This window comes from Loigolactobacillus jiayinensis (assembly GCF_003946445.1).
GTDB classification, from domain to species: Bacteria; Bacillota; Bacilli; order Lactobacillales; family Lactobacillaceae; genus Loigolactobacillus; species Loigolactobacillus jiayinensis.
On the sequence record NZ_RHOF01000056.1, the window covers coordinates 1 to 21,760 of the forward strand.

The following is a 21,760-nucleotide window of genomic DNA, read 5'->3' on the forward strand; positions in this document are numbered from 1 at the left end:
CCAAATTGGCAGAAAGTATACCCAAAATGGGTACACGCGCACACCCAAATTGGCAGAAAGTATACCCATTTTGGGTATATAGGTCGCTTCGAGATACTCGCTGGCCGGCTGGTTAGATCAAAAAAGTTAAATGAAAATTAGTCATGTAAACCGCATCGTTATTGACTTAACGGCGGTTTTTTTATTTTGACTTGAATTTATACTTTAAGTGCAACAAAAGAGACTCATGATATGAATCCCTGTAAAATGGTGTTTGCGAAGACAACCATTGAAGGGAGCGCATAATCATGAGTCCATACAAACATCTTACCATGAGTGACCGCGAAACAATATTCTTGATGCACAATAATCAGGCTTCACTGACTTCAATTGCCCAGGCAATTGGTCGAGCAACATCGACAGTCAGCCGTGAATTATCACGAAATCAACTGGTCTATTCACCTTCTGTTGCTCAAAAACGCTACAAAACTCAAAGATCTCATTGTGGTCGGCGGTCCTTGCTTTCTAATCATCAATTGCTTCAATTGATCCAACATTTATTCTTGGATTTACAATGGTCACCAGAAGAAATTTCCGCACGCTTAAAATTAGAGGCATCATCATTTCAAATTAGTTATACTACGATTTATCGTGGTATCTACTCAGGCCTATTTGATCAGAAGCTTTCATCACGAGGTGCTAGAGGAGTGATCAGGAAGCTTAGACATCATGGGAAATCGCGCCATAAAAGAGGTTATGAGGAACGTCGTGGGAAGATTCCAATATCACACACGCTCCAGGAACGCCCTGAATCTGCCAATAAACGGTCCATAATTGGACATTGGGAGCTCGATACTGTGGCCGGTAAAACCGGTAGATCTTGTGTGGTCACGATGGTTGATCGTTGTTCAAGATACTTACTAATGCATAAATCAACCAAGAAAAATTCAGCTAGTGTGACCGACACAATCCAAAAGCTGTTAAAAGATCTACCACCAGAATACTTGGGTACGATTACGCCAGACCGTGGCAAGGAATTCGCTAAACATCATCAATTGACAGAGAAATTTGGCGTTGAGTTTTACTTTCCAAATCCCCATGCCCCTTGGCAACGTGGGTCAAATGAAAATACAAATGGCTTAATCCGCGAGTACCTGCCTAGAAATCAAGATATGGATCCAGTTTCAGATATCGTCATTTCAGAATTCGTTGACCGTCTGAATAAAAGACCAAGGAAATGTTTAAATTGGAAAACACCATATGAGATCTATCATAATCAAGAGTTGCACTTAATTTGACAATTCAAGGACCAAAAAAAGTTGCTAAAATTTTGGCAGTTTTCGGGTCGCTCAAACGTTACTAGTATATAGAACCAAAAAAAACCAGGTCGTTATTACTAAACTAGTTTAAATATCTAGGGAGTGTTTGAATGCTAACTCAGTTAGAAAATCGTTTAACTATATTAATCAATATCTTTCAACAATCAGAATTTATACGGCTACACGAATTGGCCAAAGTAGGGCGCTGTAAAACTTTGCTAGCGTTTTGGGTCAAATTGTTATTTAAAGCGGCTGAGCTGCAGCATGCTGGCTTATTATTCGTTGAACCGGATAAACCGTTATCGATCAGAACAATTGCCCACTGGAACGATTTTCAGCATGTCGCGCACGGTAGATTTTACGACCCGAAGCAGCCGCAGCAGCAGTCGGGTAAGGCGTTCACGGACACGGTGGCGTTGATTGGCAAAGAATGGCAGAGTGGTCAAAACAGCGGATAACTGCTAAATGGAACGAGCGCCAGTGCTTTTTGCTCCCATTTTCACACCCAACAAGGGCGGCGCGTAATGACAGATTTAGGGTTACCACGCTTGCCAGCATCAATGCGATATGCTTTTTTAGGCCGGTCGCTGACTAGACAGGAGACGCTTGCTGTCTAGGTGAATTTTGGTACCGTAAAACTGATACGGCTGAGTTTTTGCAATTTTTGTGCTTGAATCAGCGTAGCGCGGCAGGTACCTTGGCGTGTATGGGTGGGCAAAATAGACGTCAACAACTTGGCTAAGTTGAACGCACTACCCTTGGTGAAGGTGAGGCTATTTAAAATAGCCATAGTCGGCAATCGTCTGCTGTAGCCTTGCAGGCGCGGGATAATCAGGCAGCTTAAGGATCAGCGACTGCCACGTTCGGTTAGGGTCAGACATGCAGGTTCGCTTGCCCTGCGTTTATCTTTGACTCGAAATGACCAAGTACTTGGCATTCGTTGCTTTGAGCTAGCCGTTCTTCTAGCGATTGACCTAATTCGCCGCTTGGTCAATCGATCATGGTGATTTTAGTCGTTGCCTAATTGCCGCCAATAAATAACACGCGTTTTGTTATCATTCATGAGCAATTCTTGCTACACTGAAATAAAGTAGATAAGGAAGTGGCCGGATGATTAAAGGCAAGTTGCGTTATTTATTGGTCAGTTTATTTTTGAGTCTCTTTGTGATTATCGGTAGTTACTTATTTTTATTGATCGAGGCGATAGCAGTCCTGCGGTAAAGGTGAATCGAATGAAGTCAGTGGTGACCGAATTCTTCGGCGTTCGGTTTAGGCGATATAGACATGATTAAAGTGAAGTGCTAGACTAAATTAATGGTAATAGTCCCCAGTGCAAAGCAAGCGTACTTTAGGTCATCAGCCTAAGCGTTAGCGTTGTCTGGGGCTGTTTTTTTGAGGGGAGCAATTTTGTTGAAAATGGACGAGTTATTTAAGCGGGCACCGATTCCTAAAGTATACATGCAGCTGGCTTTGCCGGTGGTTTTAGGGATGGTGGCCAGTATGATCTATAATCTAGCGGATACTTTTTTTGTCGCTAAAACGGGGAACGCTGATCTAGTTGCTGGAATTGCGTTGGGCACACCGCTGTTTTCGTTTATGCTAGCGGTGGGTGATATTTTTGGCTTAGGTGGAAGTGCGGCAATTTCCCGAATGCTGGGGCAAAAGAAACATCAAGCTAGTGCCCACCTCAGCAGTTTTTGTTTTTATGCTGCCATTGGCTTTAGTTTAGTGCTGACCGTATTGATGCTAGTTTTTGAGCGGCCAATTCTTGGTTTATTAGGTGCGACACCAGCGACCTATCAGTACGCTGCCGGATTTTATCGTATGATGGCGTTAGGGTCGACGTTTATTATTGTTTCGTTGGTACCTGGTAATATTATTCGGACTGAAGGGTTAGCGGCTAAATCGATGATTGCTACCTTAGCCGGAACGTTATTAGCGATTATTTTGGATCCGATTTTTTTATTTGTTTTTGATTGGGGGACGGCTGGCGTTGGGTTAGCGAACGTGCTTGGCTATGCGCTAAATACATCGTTGTTAGTCTATTTTATGGTCAAGGATTGCCAGATTTTATCCTTGTCACCTAAATTATGGCGCGTTTCTTGGGCCAATGTGCGGATGATCCTTAATATTGGTATTCCCGCGTCATTAACGAATTTCATGCAAAGTTTTGGCGTAATGCTGTTAAATAATTATTTGGCTGTTTATGGGGCCACTGCGATTGCGGCGATGGGAATCGTCATGAAGATCTATATGGTCGTGATGTTAGTGATGGTCGGCTTTGCTTTTGGTGCGCAACCGCTGATTGGTTATAATTACGGCGCGGCTAATTACGAGCGTTTTCGCGCGATTATTCGGTTTGATTTGTTGATCGAAGTTGTCTACGCGTTGATCTGCGCATTGATTTTAATGGCCTTAGCACCGCAATTAGTGGCGCTATTCATGAATAAACCTGTGATCGTTGCCATGGGAACCAAAATGTTGCGCCTGTTATTAGTCACTGCGCCATTTATTGGGGCAATTTTAGTTTTCACCACTTTATTTCAGTCGATCGGCAAAGCTAGTGGGGCATTGATTATGGCAATCACGCGGCAAGGGATTATTTTTGCCATTGCCATTGTGGTCTTGGCTAAGTTATTTGGTTTTACCGGTGTGATCATTGCCCAGCCAGTTGCCGATATTATCACTTTTTTGATTGGTTTTGGCTTGTATCGTTATTTGGTGATCAAACCAACCCGAGCCCAAAAAGCTTAATTTGTTATGGAGCGCGAGTGAAAACAATAGCTGAAAATGGGATAAAAGCCTAAACTAAGCATAAAACAACGAGGAGGCGTTTTTTATGCTCGCTATTTTAATTGGTTTGACTATTGGTATCGGGTTACCGCTACAAACCAGTATTAATTCACGCTTGCGGCACTCGGTTGGATCACCATTTTTGGCTTCGCTGATTTCATTTGCTGTTGGGACTGTTTTTTTGGCGGTGATGACGTTGCTCATTCGCCATAGTTTATTGTTTAGCACCGCGTTGTTGACGCAACAACCAGCGTGGATCTGGTTAGGTGGGTTGTTGGGGATCGTTTATTTAACGGGGAACATTTTATTATTTCCCAAGCTAGGTAGTGTTCAAACCGTGATCATGCCAGTTTTAGGTCAAATTCTGGCTGGATTATTGATCGATAATTTTGGTTGGTTCTCATCACCAGTCAGTCATTTGTCAGTTAGTCGTGTTTTAGGCGCCTTATTGGTTCTCCTCGGCGTTCTTGGCGTAGTTGCATTAGATGGCTGGTTACATCGGCAGCATCAGCAGCATCTGGTGGTTGACCACACTGAAAAAAATGGCCAACTCTGGTTCTGGCGCTTGTTTGGTGTTGTTGCTGGGATGCTAAGTGCTGCGCAAACGGCGATCAATGGGCATTTAGGTCAAGTGTTGGATTCGGCTGTTGCGGCAGCCTTGGTATCATTTTTTGTCGGCACTATTGGTTTATTGCTGATTGTGTTAGTGTTGCGGCCTAAGTGGCAGTTATTAAAGGATGGCCAGCAAAAAAATCCGTGGTGGATGTGGATCGGCGGCATGATCGGCGGTTTATACGTGCTTGGTAATGCCTTTTTAGTCCCGCAAATTGGGACTGGCTTAGCGGTGGTGATCGTCTTGGTCGGCTTGATGAGTGGTAGCTTACTAATTGATCAGTTTGGTTGGTTAGAATCTAAACGTAATCCGTTATCATTAGCGCAATTATTAGGTCTAGTGGTTATGATTGCAGGTGTGGCCTTGATTCGCTTATTTTAAAAGCAAACCTGACGTCTTAAAGCAACAATTAGGCTATAATGGGGCTTGGACAGTAGACTGAAAGGGCGCGATATTTTATGCAAAAAGAATTTAAATTTGATTCAGAATTAACAGTTAATCGGTTAGGTTACGGGACAATGCAATTACCAGGTAAAGGCGTCTGGGGTCCTGCAACTGATGCCAAACAAGCAGCAAATGTGATCACGACAGCTATCGATAACGGCGTTAATTTCATTGATACCGCTGATTCATATGGTCCCTTTTATGCTAATCTGTACTTAAAGGATGCTTTACAGCAACGACCAAATAGTCAGGTGATGGTGGCAACTAAGGTTGGGTTTACGCGGCAGGGGCCGAATCAATGGACTGCAGTTGGGAATCCCGCTTATTTGCGTCAACAGGTGGAACTGAATTTATTTAGTTTAGGGCTTGATCATCTTGATCTTTTGCAACTACATCGAATCGATCCTAATTTCACCATTGAAGAACAAGTTGGTGAGCTAGCGGCGATGCAAAAGGAAGGTAAGATCAAGCACATTGGTTTAAGCCAAGTATCTGTTGAACAGTTAAAAGCTGCGCAAAAGGTAGCGCCAATCGTTTCAGTGCAGAATCGTTATAATTTAGTTGATCGAGCTGATGAGGCTGTGCTAAATTATGCTGAACAGCAGCATATTGCCTTTATTCCGTGGTTCCCACTGGCAACTGGCAAGCTGACTAGTGGCGATACTTTGTCTGAAATTGCAGCTAAATATGATGCAGAACCAGCTCAAATTGCGTTGGCGTGGTTATTGAAACGTTCTGATGTGATCTTACCGATTCCAGGGACGAGTAACCCAGAACACGTTAAGCAAAATATTGCGGCCCAAGAAATTGAATTGGCCGATGTTGATTTTGCGGCTTTGAACCAATTAAATAAATAGGTACGCGAGATCGTAATGCTGGCCATAAGGGTCAGCGTTGCGATTTTTTTGTCAATACTTTTTGGTCTAGCACGCCAAGCGTAGCGGGTGCTTGTGTTAAACTTAAAGTAACAAGCTGATTGAATCAGAATCTGGATAGTATGACTTGAGAGGAATGTTCGATTATGGGAATAATCAAAATTCAGCAAGGTGATATCACAACAATGGCCGTTGATGCCATTGTTAACGCGGCAAATACCACGTTACTTGGTGGCGGCGGTGTTGATGGGGCAATTCATCAAGCAGCTGGGCCAGAGCTACTAGTTGCCTGCCAGCAATTGCATGGTTGTGCGACGGGCGAGGCGAAAATTACTGCCGGGTACCAATTGCCGGCTAAATACGTGATACACACGCCGGGGCCAATTTGGCGTGATGGTAGTCAAAGTGAAGCCCAATTACTGCATAATTCGTACGCCAATAGCTTAGCTTTAGCAGCGGCACATCACTGCCGCACGGTTGCGTTTCCATCGATCAGTACGGGCGTTTACCGTTACCCATTGGCACAAGCCGCTACGATCGCCTTAACCACGATCCGTGATTTTTTGTTACAAAATAAGGGCGTGCAAATAGTGACGCTGGTCTGTTTTGATCAACGAACGTTGGCGGCTTATCAGCAGGCATATCGGGATGTTGTTGGTTAAATAGAAAAAGCTGCGTCAACGCTTTAATTTCAAGCGTTGCGCAGCTTTTTGCGTTAGTCGATCACCACACTGGCAATGTCAACACGGTGAAGTTTGGTGTGACCACAACTGGAGGTGATCACGTAATGGTCAGCGGCACCAATGTTAAAAAAGTTGCGGCCGCTAGTATTGATCACGGCGTCATCGGTGACCACTTTGACGTTAGCAACTTGCTGCAAGGTGAGCTGCTCGCCGGAATGTAGCGTTAAGGTTAATTGTTTGACCATGAGATTGCTCCTCTTTGTTAGGCTTAATTATAAGTTAAGCCAAATGAAGTGCATAAGCAAAAATAACGCATGCTGCATGCTGACGCTAGCCGCGCGTGTAGTAAGGTGGGGCTTCAAGTTAGCGATTGACAATTTAGGTGTAGACGCTAAACTAGAGATTAATATTGTATGAAAGAAGTCTTGTCATGATCAAGTTAGCTCAGCCCAGCGATTTAGCTGCTGTTATGTTATTTTATGATCAATTGATCACCGATTTAGCTACAACTGAATTCCCTTCTGACTGGCATAAGGGCGTTTACCCAGATTCTACATATGTGCAGGAAGCGATTGCCCGCGGTGAGCTATTCATCAATTGGTGTGAGCAGCAGATCATTAGCGCAATGGTATTAAACGGTGTGGCTAACGAAGGTTACGCGCAGGCACCGTGGCAAGTTGCGGATGACGGCAGTAATATTTTGTTGATCCATACGTTAGGCGTGGCGGCAGCGGTTCAAGGCCAAAAAATCGCGCAAACGATGGTTCGTTTCGCCATTAAGCAAGCGCGGCAGCAGCACAAAGCGGCCCTGCATTTAGATGCGGTGGCGACCAATATACCGGCGCAAAAACTTTACGCGGCCAGTGGGTTCACCCATGTTGTGACGTTAAAATTGTTTTACGCTGACACTGGCGTGACCGATTTTTTGCTATATGAATTAGTCTTGTAGTGAGGTAGCCTATGAAAATCTATTTTGCGGCCTCAATTCGTGGCGGCCGCCAAGAGCGTCAGTTATATCAGCAATTAATTCTTCACTTGCAACAGCAGCATCAAGTCTTGACGGAACACATTGGCGATCTGCAACTCACAGCTACAGGACAAACGCAACTCAGTGATCAGGCTATTCGGCAGCGTGATATCAGCTGGTTAACGGCTTGTGATGTGGTTGTTGCGGAAACGACGCAACCTAGTTTGGGTGTAGGCTATGAACTCGCTTATGCAGAAAAATTAGGTAAGCCGGTGATCATTTTGCAGCAAAGCAAGCACGGCAGGTTGTCAGCTATGATTGCCGGTACGGCTTATTTTAACCGGATTTTTACGTACACAACGTTAACGGAGGCCACATTGATTTTACAACGAGAATTAGCTTTACTGGCGCCCTAGAACCGTTACACGCGATTGCTGAATCGTTCGTGCCGCCATTAATTAGCGCTAAACAAGGCGGCAAGGAAGTAACCCTTTTTATTTTCATGGTCATTCATTCACAGATTTGCGGACACAGATTAGACCTTAGTCGTGAAAACGGTTAAACTACTGGGTGTACGTATTTTTTTGGATGGTGATGAAAATAATGGATCTTTTATTAATGTTTTTACCTGCAATTGCTTGGGGTGTACTGCCGTTATTTGTGGCAAAAGTAAAAGGGCAACCAATTAATCAGATTTTTGGCACGGCTATTGGCACTTTATTGGTTAGTATTATTGTTTTTCTGCTACTGCGGCCAACGCTTTCGTGGCAGAGTTTTCTTTTAGCTGTGGTTACCGGCTTTTTCTGGGTCATGGGTCAGCTAGGCCAATACACGGGCTTTCGTGAAATCGGTGTTTCCCAAACGATGCCATTATCAACTGGGTTGCAGTTAGTTGGGACCTCTTTGATCGGCGTTTTGGTGTTTGGCGAGTGGGCCAGTACCAGCGCTAAATTGTTTGGCGCATTAGGTATATTATTGTTGATCGTGGGCAGTATTTTTACGTCGGTTCACGATAGCGGGGTCCAGCAGGAAGCTAATCCACAGCGAACGCGGACGATGGTCATGCTGGTTTTAACAACCGTGGGCTTTTTAGTGTACAACACCATTCCTAAAGCGATGGCAGCTTCGGGCTTGGCTATTTTTCTGCCGGAATCATTGGGGATGGTTGTTGCGGTGTTAGTATACATTGCCATCACCCACCAACCACAGGTGTTACGCCAAAAGGCCAGTTGGCAAAGTGTGCTGGCGGGGTTGATCTTTTCTGTAGCCGCGATTACGTATATCCTGTCGGTACGCGATAATGGGGTCAATACTGCTTTTGTTATTTCACAATTATCCGTTGTCCTGTCCACGATTGGCGGAATGGTATTTTTACACGAACATAAAAGTGGGCGCGAGCTCTTTTTTACCTTGTTAGGGTTGGTCTTGATCGTTATTGGGGCCATCACAACAACGGTGTTTTAAGCGCGCAACACCATATTTGATCGGAGGCCAGCATGGAAATTCGTTTATTAAAATATTTTGTCACTATTGCCGAAGAAGGCACGGTTTCACAGGCAGCAGCGGTTTTACACATTACCCAACCGACGTTGAGCCGCCAATTAAAAGAATTGGAAACTCAGCTCGATACCGAATTATTTACGCGGCAAAAAAACCGGCTACAGTTAACGGCAGCCGGTTTATTTCTGAAAAGTCGCGCTGAAGAAATTTTGGAATTAACTGAGCAAACGCAACAAGAATTTGTTGATCGTAAAAAGCAACTATTTAGCGGTCACATTACCATTGGCTGTGTTGAGGCCGATAATTCAGACACGATGTCGTTGATGCTAGAGGAATTTATTGCCGATTATCCGGCGGTGACCTTTAATATCTACACTGAAACGAGTGATGATATTGTTGAGCGAATGGACAAAGGCCTGCTCGATTTAGCTGTTTTATTAGAGCCGATCAGTACTGAAAAATACCATAAATTAGTGTTGCCGCGCACGGAGCGCTGGGGTTTATTAGTGTCAAAGGAATCATTTCTTGCCGAAAGTGATGTGATTCGGCCAACCGATTTGATTGGCACGCCGCTAATGGTTTCAGGACGGACTGACGTTCAGCAATTAGTCGCTGACTGGGCTGGTCAGCCATTGAATAAATTGAATATTATCGGTAATTTCAATTTGAGCTTCAATATTATTTCGCTAGTTGCGCGTCAAGTCGGCGCCGCTGTCAGCATCGAAGGCGCGCCAACTTATGGGGCGGGTACTAAATTTATTCCTTTTGCGCCGGCTGTGCAGACAAATTGCGTCCTGGCTTGGCGGCGCCAACGAGAAATGTCGCCAGTGGTGCATGAATTTATCCGTTATTTTCGGCGCGCTTTTGCTGATTAAGACTGGCGCTGGCCATTTTGTTGCATGGTGTCGAGTGCGCTTAGAATTGTTGTTTTGTTATCATTTGGTTGCCAATTTAATAAGCGTTTTGCTTTTTGATTACTGACTTGATGATTGAGGGCTAGTAGTAAGCGCCCTTCTTTTGCTTGCTGATTAAAAATGGCAGCTAAGCGGATGAGCCAATTTGGTAGTGATCTCATTGGTAATTGGGGTGCTAATTCTGGCCGTGTAGCCTTGATCAAAGCAACAATTTCTGGCATCGAAATTGGCTGATCGTTAACTGCTAGAAAGCGTTGATTGGCAGCAACTGGGCTTGTCATTGCGCGAAGATGAAGCTGGGCAACGGTGCGAACATCAACTATATTTAACGCAATATTGGGGACGCGTGTCGTTGGATTCAGCAAATTTTTGAGTAACCCAAAACTACCTGAAAGATGCTCATCTAAAGCGGGTCCCAGCATAGCGCCGGCATTAATGGTTACAAATTCAAGTGGGCTATGTGTTTGTTCAAGGTACTGCCAAGCGCTTTTTTCTGCTAGTAGTTTCGACTTTTCGTACCGTGATAATCCGGGTTCGTTGGCGTTAGTCCAATCAGCTTCGGTAGTGATATGGTAGGGATCCTTATTGCTAAAACCAACTGCACCTAAATTAGCGGTCATGACAATACGCTTAACACCAGCTTTTTCGGCGGTTTGGATGATACGCCGGATGCCTGCTGTTGCAACTTGGTCAGTACTGGCAGCTACTTTAGATGGACCAACAAATACGGGTGCGGCGACACTGAGCACATAGTTGATATCGGCCATTGCTTCTGTCCAGCCAGTAGCTGTCGTTAGTGTAGCTTCTACAAAGGTTAGCTGGTCTAAATGTGGCGTTTGATTCTTTTTGAGCGTGGCTAATACTTGTTCTTTTTTCGCCAGTGAACGGACTGTTGTTCGCACTTGGTAATCGTTATTGAGTAATTGTTTGATTAAGTGTAGTGCTAAAAATCCGTTACCACCTGTGACTAATACTTTTTTTAACATTGTTAAGCTCCTTTGATTGTCATTTTATTTGAATGAGGTTATGCTAATTAGACTAAACCCTAGAGATAACTCTAGGGCAAGCAAAAGAGGAAATTTTTAATGACATATACGATCAAAGAAGTTGCGGCCAAAACTAAATTATCAATTTACACGTTACGTTTTTACGATAAACAAGGGCTATTGCCGTTTGTCGCCCGAAATAGTTCAGGTTATCGGGCGTTTACTGATGGTGATTTAAATTTATTGCATACGATTTGTTGCCTAAAAGAAACGGGCATGAAAATAAAAGACATTCGTCAATATATTGATTATGTGATGTTGGGACCAGCTTCAGTTGTGCAGCGACGTGAATTGTTAGAAAATCATCGGCGTGCCGTCGTTGCGCAACAGGCAAAGATTGCTGAAAGTCTGGCGGAAATCGATTATAAATTGAATATATATACGACGCCTGAAGCGCAGAAAATCCTTGCCATGGAACAGGCTTTTGCCGGTGCTGAAAAGGTAGCAAATCATTTGCCTAATCCATATTTATCTGTTCAAAGTGGTCACTCTGAATAAGTATTTTAATGGCAACTTTTAAATGAGAACTAGTTTTGCTAGTTCTTTTTTTATGCTTAAAAAGCATATTGCGTTTAAAAATAAGCATTAGACGTATGCTTGTTTGGCGTTTATGCTTACTCTTGTAAGTTAAGTCGGAGGTGAGGCAATTGACAGTGGTAGTGTACTTTTCACGTGCAGGGCAAAATAAGCAACATGGCACGGCCCAATATATCAATGTTGGGAATACAGAATTGGTGGCACAGAAAATAGCGGCCCAGCTAGCTTGTTCCGCAGTGGCTTTGCAGCCAGCGCTACCTTATAGCAGTGACTATCAGGCTACCTTGCAACGAACTAAGGCAGAATTAACACAAGAAACCAAGGTGGCGGCACAACCGCTATCAGTTGCGCTTATGGCACGAGAACCACTATTTCTGGGTTTTCCAATTTGGTGGGGAACGTTGCCACAAGTCGTTGCCACTTTCCTAGCGACCACTGAATTAGCGGGTAAGCAGATTTATCCCTTTTGCACGCATGAAGGCAGTGGTTTCGGTCGTAGTTTGAGTGCGTTGCAGGAGTTGGCGCCGCAAGCTACAGTCGGTTCTGGCTTAGCTGTACGCGGTTCGACAGCCTATAAAGCTGATCAGGCAATTAAAAATTGGTTACAAGCAATAGAAATGGAGCGTTAAAGATGATTAAAGATAAAGTTATTGTTATTACAGGTGCTTCGTCCGGTATCGGTGAAGCAAGTGCTAAATTATTGGCTAGTAATGGCGCCAAAGTTGTCCTTGGTGCACGGCGAGAAAATCGGCTGCAAGCCATTGTGCACGATATTGAAGCAGCTGGCGGTGTGGCTGCTTATCGTGTAACTGATGTAACCAAGGCCACTGACGTGCAAGCCTTAGTTGATTTAGCCAAAACGCGTTTCGGTGGGCTCGATGTGATTTTCAACAACGCAGGAATCATGCCAACTTCACCGATCAGTGCCTTGCATACGCAAGAATGGAATGACATGATCGATATTAATTTAAAAGGGGTACTTAATGGCGTTGCTGCAGTCATGCCTGATTTCACTAAACAAAAGCATGGCCAAATCATCACCACTTCTTCAGTTGCTGGTATTAAGAGCTTTTCTGGTGCCGGTGTTTACGGGGCAACTAAATTTGCTGTCCGTAATTTAATGGAAGTTATCCGCATGGAAAGTGCCGAAGAAGGAACTAATATTCGGACAGTCAGTTTATATCCGGCAGCGATCAACACGGAATTATTGCATACGATCACGGATAAGTCGGCTAAAGCAGGGATGGAACAATTCTATGCGCAAGTCGGGATTACTCCAGATGCAGTCGCGCGCGTGGTTAATTTTGCCGTCGATCAACCGGCAGAAGTTAACGTTAATGAATTTACTATTTATCCAACTAAACAAGAATAATTAAAGGGAGTCTTAAATAATGGCTAAAAATGAAGAATTAAACAACGGTGGCGTTTTTCCCCGTGGTGCTAAAAATGATGCTTATGCCCAATATTTTGTTGGTCAAAGCTATTTGCAAGGGCTAGTCGCTGATCCAGCCGTTAATGTTGGTGTCGGTAACGTTACCTTTGAACCTGGCTGTCGCAATAATTGGCACATTCACCATGACGGTTATCAAATTCTATTGGTTACTGGTGGTGAAGGCTGGTATCAAGAAGCCGGTAAGCCAGCGCAGCACTTGCTTCCTGGTGATGTGGTTGTGACTCATGATGGGGTTAAACATTGGCATGGTGCGACTAAAGATAGCTGGTTCAGTCATATTGCGATCACAGCTGGTACGCCAGAATGGTTGGAACCAGTCACTGACGCTCAATATGCTGCTGTAGCAGAGGAGGAAAAATAATGGCAAAAAAACAAACTGCTGGCCGCGATAATTTAGGTGATTTTGCGCCTAAATTTGCCGAATTAAATGATGATGTTCTTTTTGGTGAAGTTTGGTCCCGTGAGTCAAAAATGTCGGCGCATGATCGGAGTTTGATCACCGTATCCAGCTTGTTAACGCAAGGGGTACCGCAGTTGGAAGCCCACATGAAAATTGCTAAGCAAAATGGGGTCACCAAGGACGAAATGGTAGAATTGATCACACATTTAGCCTTTTACGCAGGTTGGCCAAAGGCGTGGTCCGCATTTGGATTCGCCAAAGCAATTTACGGCGAATAAAATAGTTACTTTAACGTCATCACTACCTAAAAAATACAACCAATTCAAAGTTATTTAGCCCTTAATTTGGTATGATTAAGCCATAAATAATTTTTGGAGGTATTTTTAAATGGCCTTATCTGATTTAGCGCAAGTACTAGGTGGCGCCAATAAAGTAGCGTACGCAACTAGTTTACAGGATGTCCCTAATTTACGGATCGTTAATTTCGTCTGGGATGAAACGACACCAGGCATACTCTATTTTGCCTCAGTTCGTGATTCGCAGGGGGTACAAGAATTTCTAGCCAGCAAACGCATTGCTTTTTCAACCGTTCCAGAAACCGGCAATGCGCACGTTGCTAGTAACCACGCTACAGGTCAAAAATCGCAGCGAACGTTAGCACAAATGCAGGCACAATTTTTAGCGCAAGTTCCTGGCTTTGACCATGTTTTAGAGTTGATTGGTGCTAAGTTGGCTTTATACGAGATTCAAATGACCAGTGCGGAAGTCGATTTAGGACTAGGTAATGGGATCAAGCAACTTAAATTTTAACTGATGGTAAAATGGCAGTCCGCCGGGGCTGTCATTTTTGTTTAAAAAAAATTAACGAATTCGCCACTTAACTTAAGGTAAATTTAGGGTCACTCTGGCATACTCATAGTACGCGTTTCGATCATTGTGTTATTGCCAACGTGCGTAACACTTAACTGATCAACGGTTCAGGGCTAATTTTACTTGTGCGCTATGGGAGTGAATTTTATGTTAACTAAAATTAAAAATAAAGCATTGTTAAAAGGGTTATTCGCGGTTTACCTGTTGGCACTTTTTTGGATTATTTTGCTGAAGCTTAATTTGTCCATGATTCAACTTGGCAGCCAGCGTAGTATCAATTTAATTCCGTTTGCGGCCTCAGCATTGGTCAATGGGCATATTGATTGGTGGGAGCCACTATTAAATGTGGTGGCGTTTATCCCATTAGGGGTGTACACCGCAATTTTATATAAACGGCGGCGTATTCGCCTGATTGTGGCAACTAGTGTTTTTTGCGAAGTGACCCAATTTATTTTGGGGATCGGCGCTAGTGATATTACCGATGTGATCACCAATACAGTAGGGGGTCTGATCGGCTTACTAGTCTATCACCTGATCGAAATTTGGTTACAGCATAGTCATAACACACAAAAAATTATCAACCGAATAGCCGTGGTGGGCACCGTACTCTGTGCGACGGTGCTGGTTCTAGTCAAAGTGCGACTGATCTGATCACAAATTAAAACGAAGATAGTCGCGTGATAATTCAGCTGCGACATCCTCGTTTTATTTTTCTTGATCGTGTTCGTGATGCCATTGTTGGAGAAAATCAAGGCGCTGTTTAAAGCGCTTTTCGTTACCTTGTTCAGTCGGCGTGTAGTATTCGTGACCGGCCAGTGCTGCCGGCATGGTTTTCATCGTCGTTAGTTTTTCTTTGCTATCGTGGGCGTATTGGTAATCAGCACCATAGCCTAAATCTTTCATTAAGCCAGTTGGTGCGTTACGAATTTGGAGCGGCACCGGCTCATTGCCTGTTTGTTTAACATCAGCTTTAACCGCTTCAGTGGCGGCGTACACTGCATTTGACTTTGGTGCCAACGATAAATAGATCACCGCTTCCGTCAGATGAACGTTGCATTCAGGCATACCAAGAAATTGACAAGCTTGAAAAACGTCGATCGTTAACGACAAAGCACGCGTATCCGCTAAGCCGATATCCTCGCTGGCAAAACGAACTAAGCGGCGCGCGATGTACAAGGGATCTTCGCCGCCAGTTAGCATGCGGGTCAACCAATAAATTGCCGCGTTAACGTCACTATTGCGCATTGATTTGTGTAACGCGGAAATAATATTGTAGTGTTCCTCACCGTGCTTGTCGTAACGTAGTGATTTGGTGTTGATCAGCTGGCTTAAGGCGGCGGGATCAAGCGTGACTTGTTGGTTATGGTGCTGGGCATTGAGCACGGCCATTTCCAATGTGTTCAAGGCCACCCGCGCATCACCGTTGGCAAATTTTGCCAGTAACTGCAAGGCCGCATGATCAATATTAACGGTTAGATCAGGAAAAGCGTTGGGGTTGCGTAACGCATTTTGTAATAAAGTGACGATATCTGCCACTTGTAATTCTTTGAGTACGAAAACTTTACAACGGGACAACAAGGCAGAATTGATTTCGAAGGACGGATTTTCCGTAGTGGCGCCAATCAAAATAATACTACCGCGTTCGACAAAAGGTAAGAAGGCGTCTTGTTGGGCCTTATTAAAGCGATGAATTTCATCAACAAAAACGATTGTCCGTTCACCAATTTCGCGATTCATTTCGGCTTCTTCCATGATTTTGCGGATATCCTTGATGCCACTGGTCACCGCGCTAAAAGTAACAAAATGAGATTTAGTTTGTTTGGCGATAATCTGCGCCAAGGTTGTTTTGCCGACACCAGGTGGGCCCCAAAAAATCATTGACGATAATTGATCCGCGTCGATCAGTTCGCGCAAAATTTTGCCAGGGCCCAGTAAGTGCTGCTGCCCAGCAAAATCAGCCAATGTTTGTGGCCGCACGCGATTGGCCAAGGGGCTGTTTTGCGGATTGGCATTAGCAAATAAAGATTCTTGTTCCATTTAGGTCACTTCCACTTATACTTTTGGCTTTAGTCTACCACAAATTATAGGCGCTAAATATCAATAACCAGTCGCCAGTCGCGCTAAATGATAATAGCGCTGGTAAACTATATCAGTTGCTCCTCACCGCAAAGACTTACGGTAACCAGCAGCTTGCGCTTGTGCTTCAGTATCGAAGTAAATCGCGTTAGCTGAGTTCATATTGTAACCAGCCTGGTCCGGCGTGTGGTAAATTTTACTATTCACGTTGCCAACAATTTTGCCTTGGCTGTCAGTAGCAATTTGGCCGGTTGGGGTGCTAGTTGAATCAGTTACCGCTGCCGTGGTCGTTGAACTAGTCGTCGTTGCGGCGCTACTTTGGGTGGCGGCAGCGTCACTGACTTGACTAGTGCCATCGGTGTAATTAATGGTGACGCCAGTTTCAATATTAAAAATATAAACATTAAATTTCAAACTGTCACTGTTGATCGATTCAGCTTGCATATGAACACCACGCGCAACTAATTCATTATCTTTAAAGACAGGCGTGACTTGATAACGGACATAGTCAGTTGGATTATTTTTGATGTAGTAGGCGATATCGTCCTCGTAGCGTAACATTTCCGGACTATTGAGTGAGCGCGTACCGGTGATCAGATTCTTAGGATTGTTATTTTGACCAGTTAACTGAAAGCCAATTAAATGGGAACGATTATATAAATAACCACTTTTGATCCGCTTGTTACGCCAGCCGGTTGGATCAACGGTGAGTGGTTCACGTTTTTCGGTTGGCATAAGGCTTTTACTTAACAACGCATTGGCCACGACAGGTCGATTAAGTGCGTCTAGATTGGCGTATTTCTGCCACGCCCCTTTTTTAGTGCTAAGGTTGGCTTTGGTGAAGGTCGGCTCATCATTATTGACCTCAACTGTTTGCGTGCCGTTGTAGCTTAGTTCAAGCAGTTGCGCGTTTTGTTGCTTTAAAACAGTTTTCGTGCCAGCTTGTTTCTTAGTGATCTTTGCCGCCTGGACCGTGGTGGTGTGCTGGTCAACGGTGGTTTGGCTAGTCCCTAGGCCAACAAATGTTAACGCTAGTAAAGTAACGGCTGCCCGCGCCAATAAATTCCTTTTTTTGTGCATCATGATCCTCCTGTGGCCGTTCCCATAACGGCATTTTATAAATTAAGTTTAGCATGTTTAATTCAAAAAAGCTGTAGGCAAAAAAATGCGTAGGCTGTTATTTAAAAAAAGGTTAACTTGGTTGTAAAAATAACATTCAGACGTTAAATATGGTAGCATGAGTTTACCCAAAAACGGGTGGGAGGAATTAATGTGCGCTTAAAAACAGGATTAGTCTGGGCAGTGCTTTTGCTTGGCGGCTTGTTTGTCTATCATGATGATCGGTTTCAGGCAGTTCCCAATAAAGTAATAACCGCGGTTTCCCAGTGGCGTAGTAGTTTGGCCACTGAGTTGAACGCCGGTAACAATAGTAGTATGGCTAGCTCGGCAACAAGCTCGGTGGCTAGTTCTGTGACTAGCACTAGTTCTAGGCCGGCAGCTAGTTCAACGACCACAGAAGCAACACCAATCGAATCAAACGTTCAAGGTAAAACGCTGGCAACCACGTACTATTATCATTTTGCAGCGGATATGCCAGCTAAAGCGCAACAAGCATTTACCGCTGCAGTGGCTGTGTACAACCAAACTGGTATCGTCAAATTAGTAGCTGGTAGCGGGACAGCAGAACAAAATCAGATTACTTTTTTCGTTTACCATAAAAGCATGTCTGCTGCGGAACAGGGGACAGTCGAGCTAGGTCACGGCGGGCCTAATATTATTCAGCGAGTTGGCTGGGGTGCCTATACCGCCAATCATGCGCGGGCGGGCTTGAACGCTACCTATTCAGCCGCCCTCAATCGCTCAGTGGCGATCCACGAGTTAGGCCATGCACTGGGGCTGGATCATAGTACCGACCCTAATTCAGTGATGTATCCTGTCGAGCAAGGCAAAACAGTTTTGACGGCCGCTGATATCGCTGGTTTGAACAGTATTTACGTTAAATAAGTCGCAGACGTTTGCGGCTTTTTTGCTACGGTGCGTATTTTTCAGCAAGCAAGGCTGCCGGTGCTCATTTTCCCGATAACGGCTTAAATTTTGACGCAACAAAAATCGCCTAGAAACACTAATTTAGCGTTTCTAGGCGATACTAATTATGGCAATTATCTGATGATCAATTATACACGCCGCACGTTGCCAACCGAAAAGACGGCCACACAGCCAAGCCCAGTATGGCTAGCGATAGTTGGGCCGATGTTAGTCAGCGTGATTTGCGCCTTAGGGACTTGTTCTAAAATATGTTGTTCTACCACAGCGGCTGCTCCTGCAGCATCACTGGAGGAAATTAAAATACGCGGTGCAATCGGATCAGCTAGGGTAGCCACTGTATTGGCAGCCAAGGTGATCAGTGACTTTTGACGCGAACGTACTTTTTTGACGACGCGTAAGTGGCCGGCAGGATCGACATCCATCACCGGCTTGATGTGCAAAAGGGAGCCCACAGTTGCGGAAGTGCGTGACACACGACCGCCGTGGTATAAGTAATTCAAATCGTCAACCGTGAACCAATGTTGATAATACAACCGATTTTCGGTTAACCAATCGACTAATTCAGTGATACTGGCGCCAGCTGCCTTTTTGTCGATAGCATTCAGTAACATTAACCCGCCACCACTACTAGCTGCCAATGAGTCGACTAAATAAATTTGTGCCGCTGGATAGTCTTCTAGCAACATTTGCCGCGCTTGAACAGCGCTGTTAAAGGTGCCGCTTAAGCCGGAAGAAAAGCCGATATATAAAATTGGCGTTTTTGCCACCACATAAGGTTTAAAAAATTCGACAAACTGACCAATATTGATTTGAGCCGTTGTCGGCATCACGCCGGCCGCAATTTGTTGGTAAAAATGGGCCAAATCAAAATGGTGCTCTAAGTCGTCAATAGATTCCTCACCGTTGATATCCACATGCATCGACACGAAGTCGACGTGGTGCTCGGCCAGAGTCTGGTAAGGTAGATCAACAGCAGAATCGGTTAATAGCTGATACATAGCGCACGCCTCCGTTTACAGTTTCAATCTTATTTTACGCTCATTTGACATAAAGGCAATTATTAACTGATTTTAAACGTATAATCAATTTATAAAACAGCTGCGACAATAGTAAAGTGTTATTTTAAATAAAACTTTACCTAGTATTAGTCGTGTCTTCACATCTGTTTGCTATAATTTAATTAGCAAGTAATCTAAACCATTGGAGTTGGTCGAACATGGCAAATGATAATAATTCTAGTATGAGCCGTGAAACGTTGCGCCGGCGCAAAAACAGGCAACAGCCGGCGGAAGTCAACGAGGACGAGTTTGAGCAGAATAAGACTAAAAAGAATAAGAATAAAAAAAGGCGCCATCACCGCAAATTTTGGTTTTTAGTGGTAGTGCTGCTAATTATACTGGGTGCGATTTTCTTTTGGCGTAGCTCACGGTCAGAATTAACGGGCTCCTGGGTCGAAATCAGTAATACAAACGGGACTACGTATACTAATGAAACCGATATTGCCGATCTAAATACATTGACCATTAAAAATGATAAATACACGTATACGCGTAATGGCGACTTAAGTAATAGCGCAACTGGCGCGTTTAACGATGATGGCAATAACCAAGCTAATTTGGAAACGGAAACGGTCAATTATTCATTGAGCGCCGACAATGATCAGCTTACGTTCACCAGCGTTAGCGGTGGTATCTCTAGACTAGATAATCACGCAACGGTCACCTTCGTCCGGGTCAATTCGACAGCGTATAAGCAAATCAAGGCTAAAATAACTGCGCAAAATGAAGCCGCTAGTGCTAGTAGTGCTAGTCAGGCAAGTAGCGAAAGCAGCGCTAGCAGTGAGCGCGCAGCCAGCAGTACAGACTCAGCTGCTGCAACATCTTCCAGTTCTAATAAAATTAGTAGCGCCATTGCTGGAATCAAGGATAAAATAACGACTAATTCTTCGTCGAGTGAAGTTGATTCAAGTAGTGACAGTAGCACTGACGCCGCCAGTAGCGCAACTGATACAGCGCCCACTGACAATAGCAACAGCGCAACTGACATTTGGAACCAAGTCCAAAATCAGGTGCAGAGCTGGTTCAATGACTTGAGCAACACGACAAACTAACTAAAGAGTGTGACCTAAGACGGTTAGCTCCTGAGCATTAGCATACTACTCCGTAATTGTAGATATATTAGCAAAGTTCGCTAATATATCCTGGATGCTACGGGCGATGTCCATTCTTGTGGCAAAAACCTTGCCGCAAGAAACATGGCAGATTGACGAATAATCCATGTAGTGGATTATTTGGCGATTGTAGCTAAGCGTAGAAATATTTACTTTTGTCTAACTTTTGTGTTGCACTTCAAATTGAGGTAGGTCTTTTTTTAGTATGGCATTAGGGAGTTATAAATTTTTACACAATGAAATCCGGATGTGTCAAGAATATTTTGAACTTCGTTTTTAGAATGTGTACTGTTTGTTTGAATGGTCACACTTTTTAACATGTTGCTGGGTTCTATCGGACAAAGAATATAGGGTTTATTATCACGTTTACCATCAGCGTGAATTTTGTTATCAAGATTCTTTTTTATAACGAGAAAACGTACTTCCTGTTCAGTGCTAAGATATTTATTTTTAAAAATTAATGCATAAAAAAAGAGGGCTTGCGCAGAAATCATAAGTATTTCTTCTGCTTCTTTGGAGTTGTGTTCAATAGCTCTATAGGCATAAAGCCATTCAATTATTATTGATTTTATAGTGCTTTTTTGAAATTCTTCCGAATAATCAACTTTTAATCCAGCGATAAAAGCATTACCAAAGTCAATCTGATCTGTAGACTTTATACCCGGATTTAAATGGTTATTGAGGGCATGCATAATAGAAGCTCCACTATAGGCCATTGAGACACCCTTATTTACACCATTATAAACATTCCATAATGTCTCAGACTCGGGATTAAAAGAGAAGGACCAAATATAGTTATCCTGTAAAGGAAGAGTTTTCCAACTATCTGAGAAGTCATTAACCTCTTTTTGTGTTGCACCAATTTTATTTAGTGCAGACATTGCTAAATCTCTAGTGTAAATAAATTCATGGCGGTCATTCATGAAACGAGCATGTCCAATCTGAAATGATTTACTCTCACATATAGCCTTAAATCCCGACCAACTAGTATAATTATAAAGGAGTTGGTCTTTATTTTTATTAGCCGGATTTAAAATAGAAGTGCAACATAAATAAAACTAGACCAAAAGGGCCA

25 protein-coding genes are annotated in these 21,760 nt (G+C 43.7%); 19 read left to right on the forward strand and 6 right to left on the reverse strand.

Annotated features, from left to right (window positions below):
• Positions 1-287: 287 nt before the first annotated feature.
• The 6 genes from EKM80_RS12165 (at position 288) to EKM80_RS12195 (ending at position 6,685) form a co-directional block, all read left to right on the forward strand.
• Complete coding sequence (locus tag EKM80_RS12165) at positions 288-1,277, forward strand: IS30 family transposase (RefSeq protein WP_125553580.1); 990 nt, start codon at positions 288-290, stop codon at positions 1,275-1,277.
• A gap of 131 nt (positions 1,278-1,408) precedes the next feature.
• Complete coding sequence (locus EKM80_RS12170; RefSeq protein ID WP_125553582.1) at positions 1,409-1,756, forward strand: hypothetical protein; 348 nt, start codon at positions 1,409-1,411, stop codon at positions 1,754-1,756.
• A 958-nt stretch (positions 1,757-2,714) separates the two neighbouring features.
• Entirely contained in the window at positions 2,715-4,052 is a 1,338-nt protein-coding gene (locus tag EKM80_RS12180; RefSeq protein WP_125553625.1) for an MATE family efflux transporter, read from the forward strand.
• 85 nt (positions 4,053-4,137) lie between these two features.
• Entirely contained in the window at positions 4,138-5,085 is a 948-nt protein-coding gene (locus tag EKM80_RS12185; protein ID WP_125553584.1) for a DMT family transporter, read from the forward strand.
• Between the two features lie 77 nt (positions 5,086-5,162).
• Positions 5,163-6,005, forward strand: coding sequence for an aldo/keto reductase (locus EKM80_RS12190; protein ID WP_125553586.1), 843 nt, complete (start codon positions 5,163-5,165; stop codon positions 6,003-6,005).
• Positions 6,006-6,169: 164 nt separating this feature from the next.
• Positions 6,170-6,685, forward strand: coding sequence for an O-acetyl-ADP-ribose deacetylase (locus EKM80_RS12195; RefSeq protein WP_125553588.1), 516 nt, complete (start codon positions 6,170-6,172; stop codon positions 6,683-6,685).
• Positions 6,686-6,738: 53 nt separating this feature from the next.
• Here EKM80_RS12195 and EKM80_RS14925 read toward each other — a convergent pair whose 3' ends face one another.
• Entirely contained in the window at positions 6,739-6,951 is a 213-nt protein-coding gene (locus tag EKM80_RS14925; protein ID WP_164509558.1) for a hypothetical protein, read from the reverse strand.
• Positions 6,952-7,136: 185 nt separating this feature from the next.
• Between EKM80_RS14925 and EKM80_RS12200 the strand changes: the two genes are divergently transcribed.
• The 4 genes from EKM80_RS12200 to EKM80_RS12215 all read left to right on the forward strand — a co-directional run bounded on the left by EKM80_RS12200 (position 7,137) and on the right by EKM80_RS12215 (position 10,048).
• The gene (locus EKM80_RS12200) at positions 7,137-7,655 is read left to right on the forward strand and encodes a GNAT family N-acetyltransferase (protein ID WP_125553590.1); all 519 of its coding nucleotides are present in this window, start codon (positions 7,137-7,139) and stop codon (positions 7,653-7,655) included.
• An 11-nt stretch (positions 7,656-7,666) separates the two neighbouring features.
• Positions 7,667-8,089 (forward strand): nucleoside 2-deoxyribosyltransferase, encoded by a 423-nt coding sequence (locus EKM80_RS12205; RefSeq protein WP_125553592.1) that lies wholly within the window; start codon positions 7,667-7,669, stop codon positions 8,087-8,089.
• A 187-nt stretch (positions 8,090-8,276) separates the two neighbouring features.
• Complete coding sequence (locus tag EKM80_RS12210; RefSeq protein WP_125553594.1) at positions 8,277-9,137, forward strand: GRP family sugar transporter; 861 nt, start codon at positions 8,277-8,279, stop codon at positions 9,135-9,137.
• 32 nt (positions 9,138-9,169) lie between these two features.
• On the forward strand, positions 9,170-10,048 hold the full coding sequence (locus EKM80_RS12215; RefSeq protein ID WP_125553596.1) for a LysR family transcriptional regulator: 879 nt from the start codon (positions 9,170-9,172) through the stop codon (positions 10,046-10,048).
• On the opposite strand, the gene EKM80_RS12220 is transcribed toward EKM80_RS12215, so the two are convergent.
• Complete coding sequence (locus tag EKM80_RS12220; protein WP_125553598.1) at positions 10,045-11,073, reverse strand: NAD-dependent epimerase/dehydratase family protein; 1,029 nt, start codon at positions 11,071-11,073, stop codon at positions 10,045-10,047. The two genes, EKM80_RS12215 and EKM80_RS12220, sit on opposite strands and share 4 nt — an antisense overlap.
• A gap of 99 nt (positions 11,074-11,172) precedes the next feature.
• Here EKM80_RS12220 and EKM80_RS12225 point away from each other — a divergent pair, with 99 nt between their 5' ends.
• The 7 genes from EKM80_RS12225 to EKM80_RS12255 all read left to right on the forward strand — a co-directional run bounded on the left by EKM80_RS12225 (position 11,173) and on the right by EKM80_RS12255 (position 15,044).
• Entirely contained in the window at positions 11,173-11,631 is a 459-nt protein-coding gene (locus EKM80_RS12225) for a MerR family transcriptional regulator (RefSeq protein WP_125553600.1), read from the forward strand.
• Positions 11,632-11,786: 155 nt separating this feature from the next.
• Positions 11,787-12,299: a flavodoxin gene (locus EKM80_RS12230; protein WP_225418881.1), complete on the forward strand. Its 513-nt coding sequence runs from the start codon at positions 11,787-11,789 to the stop codon at positions 12,297-12,299.
• Between the two features lie 2 nt (positions 12,300-12,301).
• Positions 12,302-13,042: an SDR family oxidoreductase gene (locus EKM80_RS12235; RefSeq protein ID WP_125553605.1), complete on the forward strand. Its 741-nt coding sequence runs from the start codon at positions 12,302-12,304 to the stop codon at positions 13,040-13,042.
• 19 nt (positions 13,043-13,061) lie between these two features.
• Positions 13,062-13,484 carry a cupin domain-containing protein gene (locus tag EKM80_RS12240; RefSeq protein WP_125553607.1) on the forward strand — a complete coding sequence of 141 codons (423 nt, stop codon included), beginning with the start codon at positions 13,062-13,064 and terminating at the stop codon, positions 13,482-13,484.
• Positions 13,484-13,801: a carboxymuconolactone decarboxylase family protein gene (locus tag EKM80_RS12245; RefSeq protein WP_125553609.1), complete on the forward strand. Its 318-nt coding sequence runs from the start codon at positions 13,484-13,486 to the stop codon at positions 13,799-13,801. Before EKM80_RS12240 ends, EKM80_RS12245 begins: the two co-directional genes overlap by 1 nt.
• A gap of 109 nt (positions 13,802-13,910) precedes the next feature.
• The gene (locus EKM80_RS12250) at positions 13,911-14,333 is read left to right on the forward strand and encodes a hypothetical protein (protein ID WP_125553611.1); all 423 of its coding nucleotides are present in this window, start codon (positions 13,911-13,913) and stop codon (positions 14,331-14,333) included.
• A 207-nt stretch (positions 14,334-14,540) separates the two neighbouring features.
• Complete coding sequence (locus EKM80_RS12255; RefSeq protein ID WP_125553613.1) at positions 14,541-15,044, forward strand: VanZ family protein; 504 nt, start codon at positions 14,541-14,543, stop codon at positions 15,042-15,044.
• Positions 15,045-15,098: 54 nt separating this feature from the next.
• On the opposite strand, the gene EKM80_RS12260 is transcribed toward EKM80_RS12255, so the two are convergent.
• Together EKM80_RS12260 and EKM80_RS12265 are read right to left on the reverse strand one after the other, a co-directional pair.
• The gene (locus EKM80_RS12260) at positions 15,099-16,430 is read right to left on the reverse strand and encodes a replication-associated recombination protein A (RefSeq protein WP_125553615.1); all 1,332 of its coding nucleotides are present in this window, start codon (positions 16,428-16,430) and stop codon (positions 15,099-15,101) included.
• A 123-nt stretch (positions 16,431-16,553) separates the two neighbouring features.
• Positions 16,554-17,549: a DNA/RNA non-specific endonuclease gene (locus tag EKM80_RS12265; RefSeq protein ID WP_125553617.1), complete on the reverse strand. Its 996-nt coding sequence runs from the start codon at positions 17,547-17,549 to the stop codon at positions 16,554-16,556.
• Between the two features lie 192 nt (positions 17,550-17,741).
• Between EKM80_RS12265 and EKM80_RS12270 the strand changes: the two genes are divergently transcribed.
• A complete protein-coding gene (locus EKM80_RS12270) occupies positions 17,742-18,473 on the forward strand; it encodes a matrixin family metalloprotease (protein WP_225418879.1) in 732 nt (243 codons plus the stop codon).
• 170 nt (positions 18,474-18,643) lie between these two features.
• Here EKM80_RS12270 and EKM80_RS12275 read toward each other — a convergent pair whose 3' ends face one another.
• Positions 18,644-19,513 carry a DegV family protein gene (locus EKM80_RS12275; protein ID WP_125553619.1) on the reverse strand — a complete coding sequence of 290 codons (870 nt, stop codon included), beginning with the start codon at positions 19,511-19,513 and terminating at the stop codon, positions 18,644-18,646.
• A 218-nt stretch (positions 19,514-19,731) separates the two neighbouring features.
• On the opposite strand from EKM80_RS12275, the gene EKM80_RS12280 reads away from it, so the two are divergent.
• Positions 19,732-20,625: a hypothetical protein gene (locus EKM80_RS12280; protein ID WP_125553621.1), complete on the forward strand. Its 894-nt coding sequence runs from the start codon at positions 19,732-19,734 to the stop codon at positions 20,623-20,625.
• A gap of 260 nt (positions 20,626-20,885) precedes the next feature.
• Here EKM80_RS12280 and EKM80_RS12285 read toward each other — a convergent pair whose 3' ends face one another.
• Complete coding sequence (locus tag EKM80_RS12285) at positions 20,886-21,608, reverse strand: DUF2971 domain-containing protein (RefSeq protein ID WP_125553623.1); 723 nt, start codon at positions 21,606-21,608, stop codon at positions 20,886-20,888.
• Between the last annotated feature and the right edge of the window lie 152 nt (positions 21,609-21,760).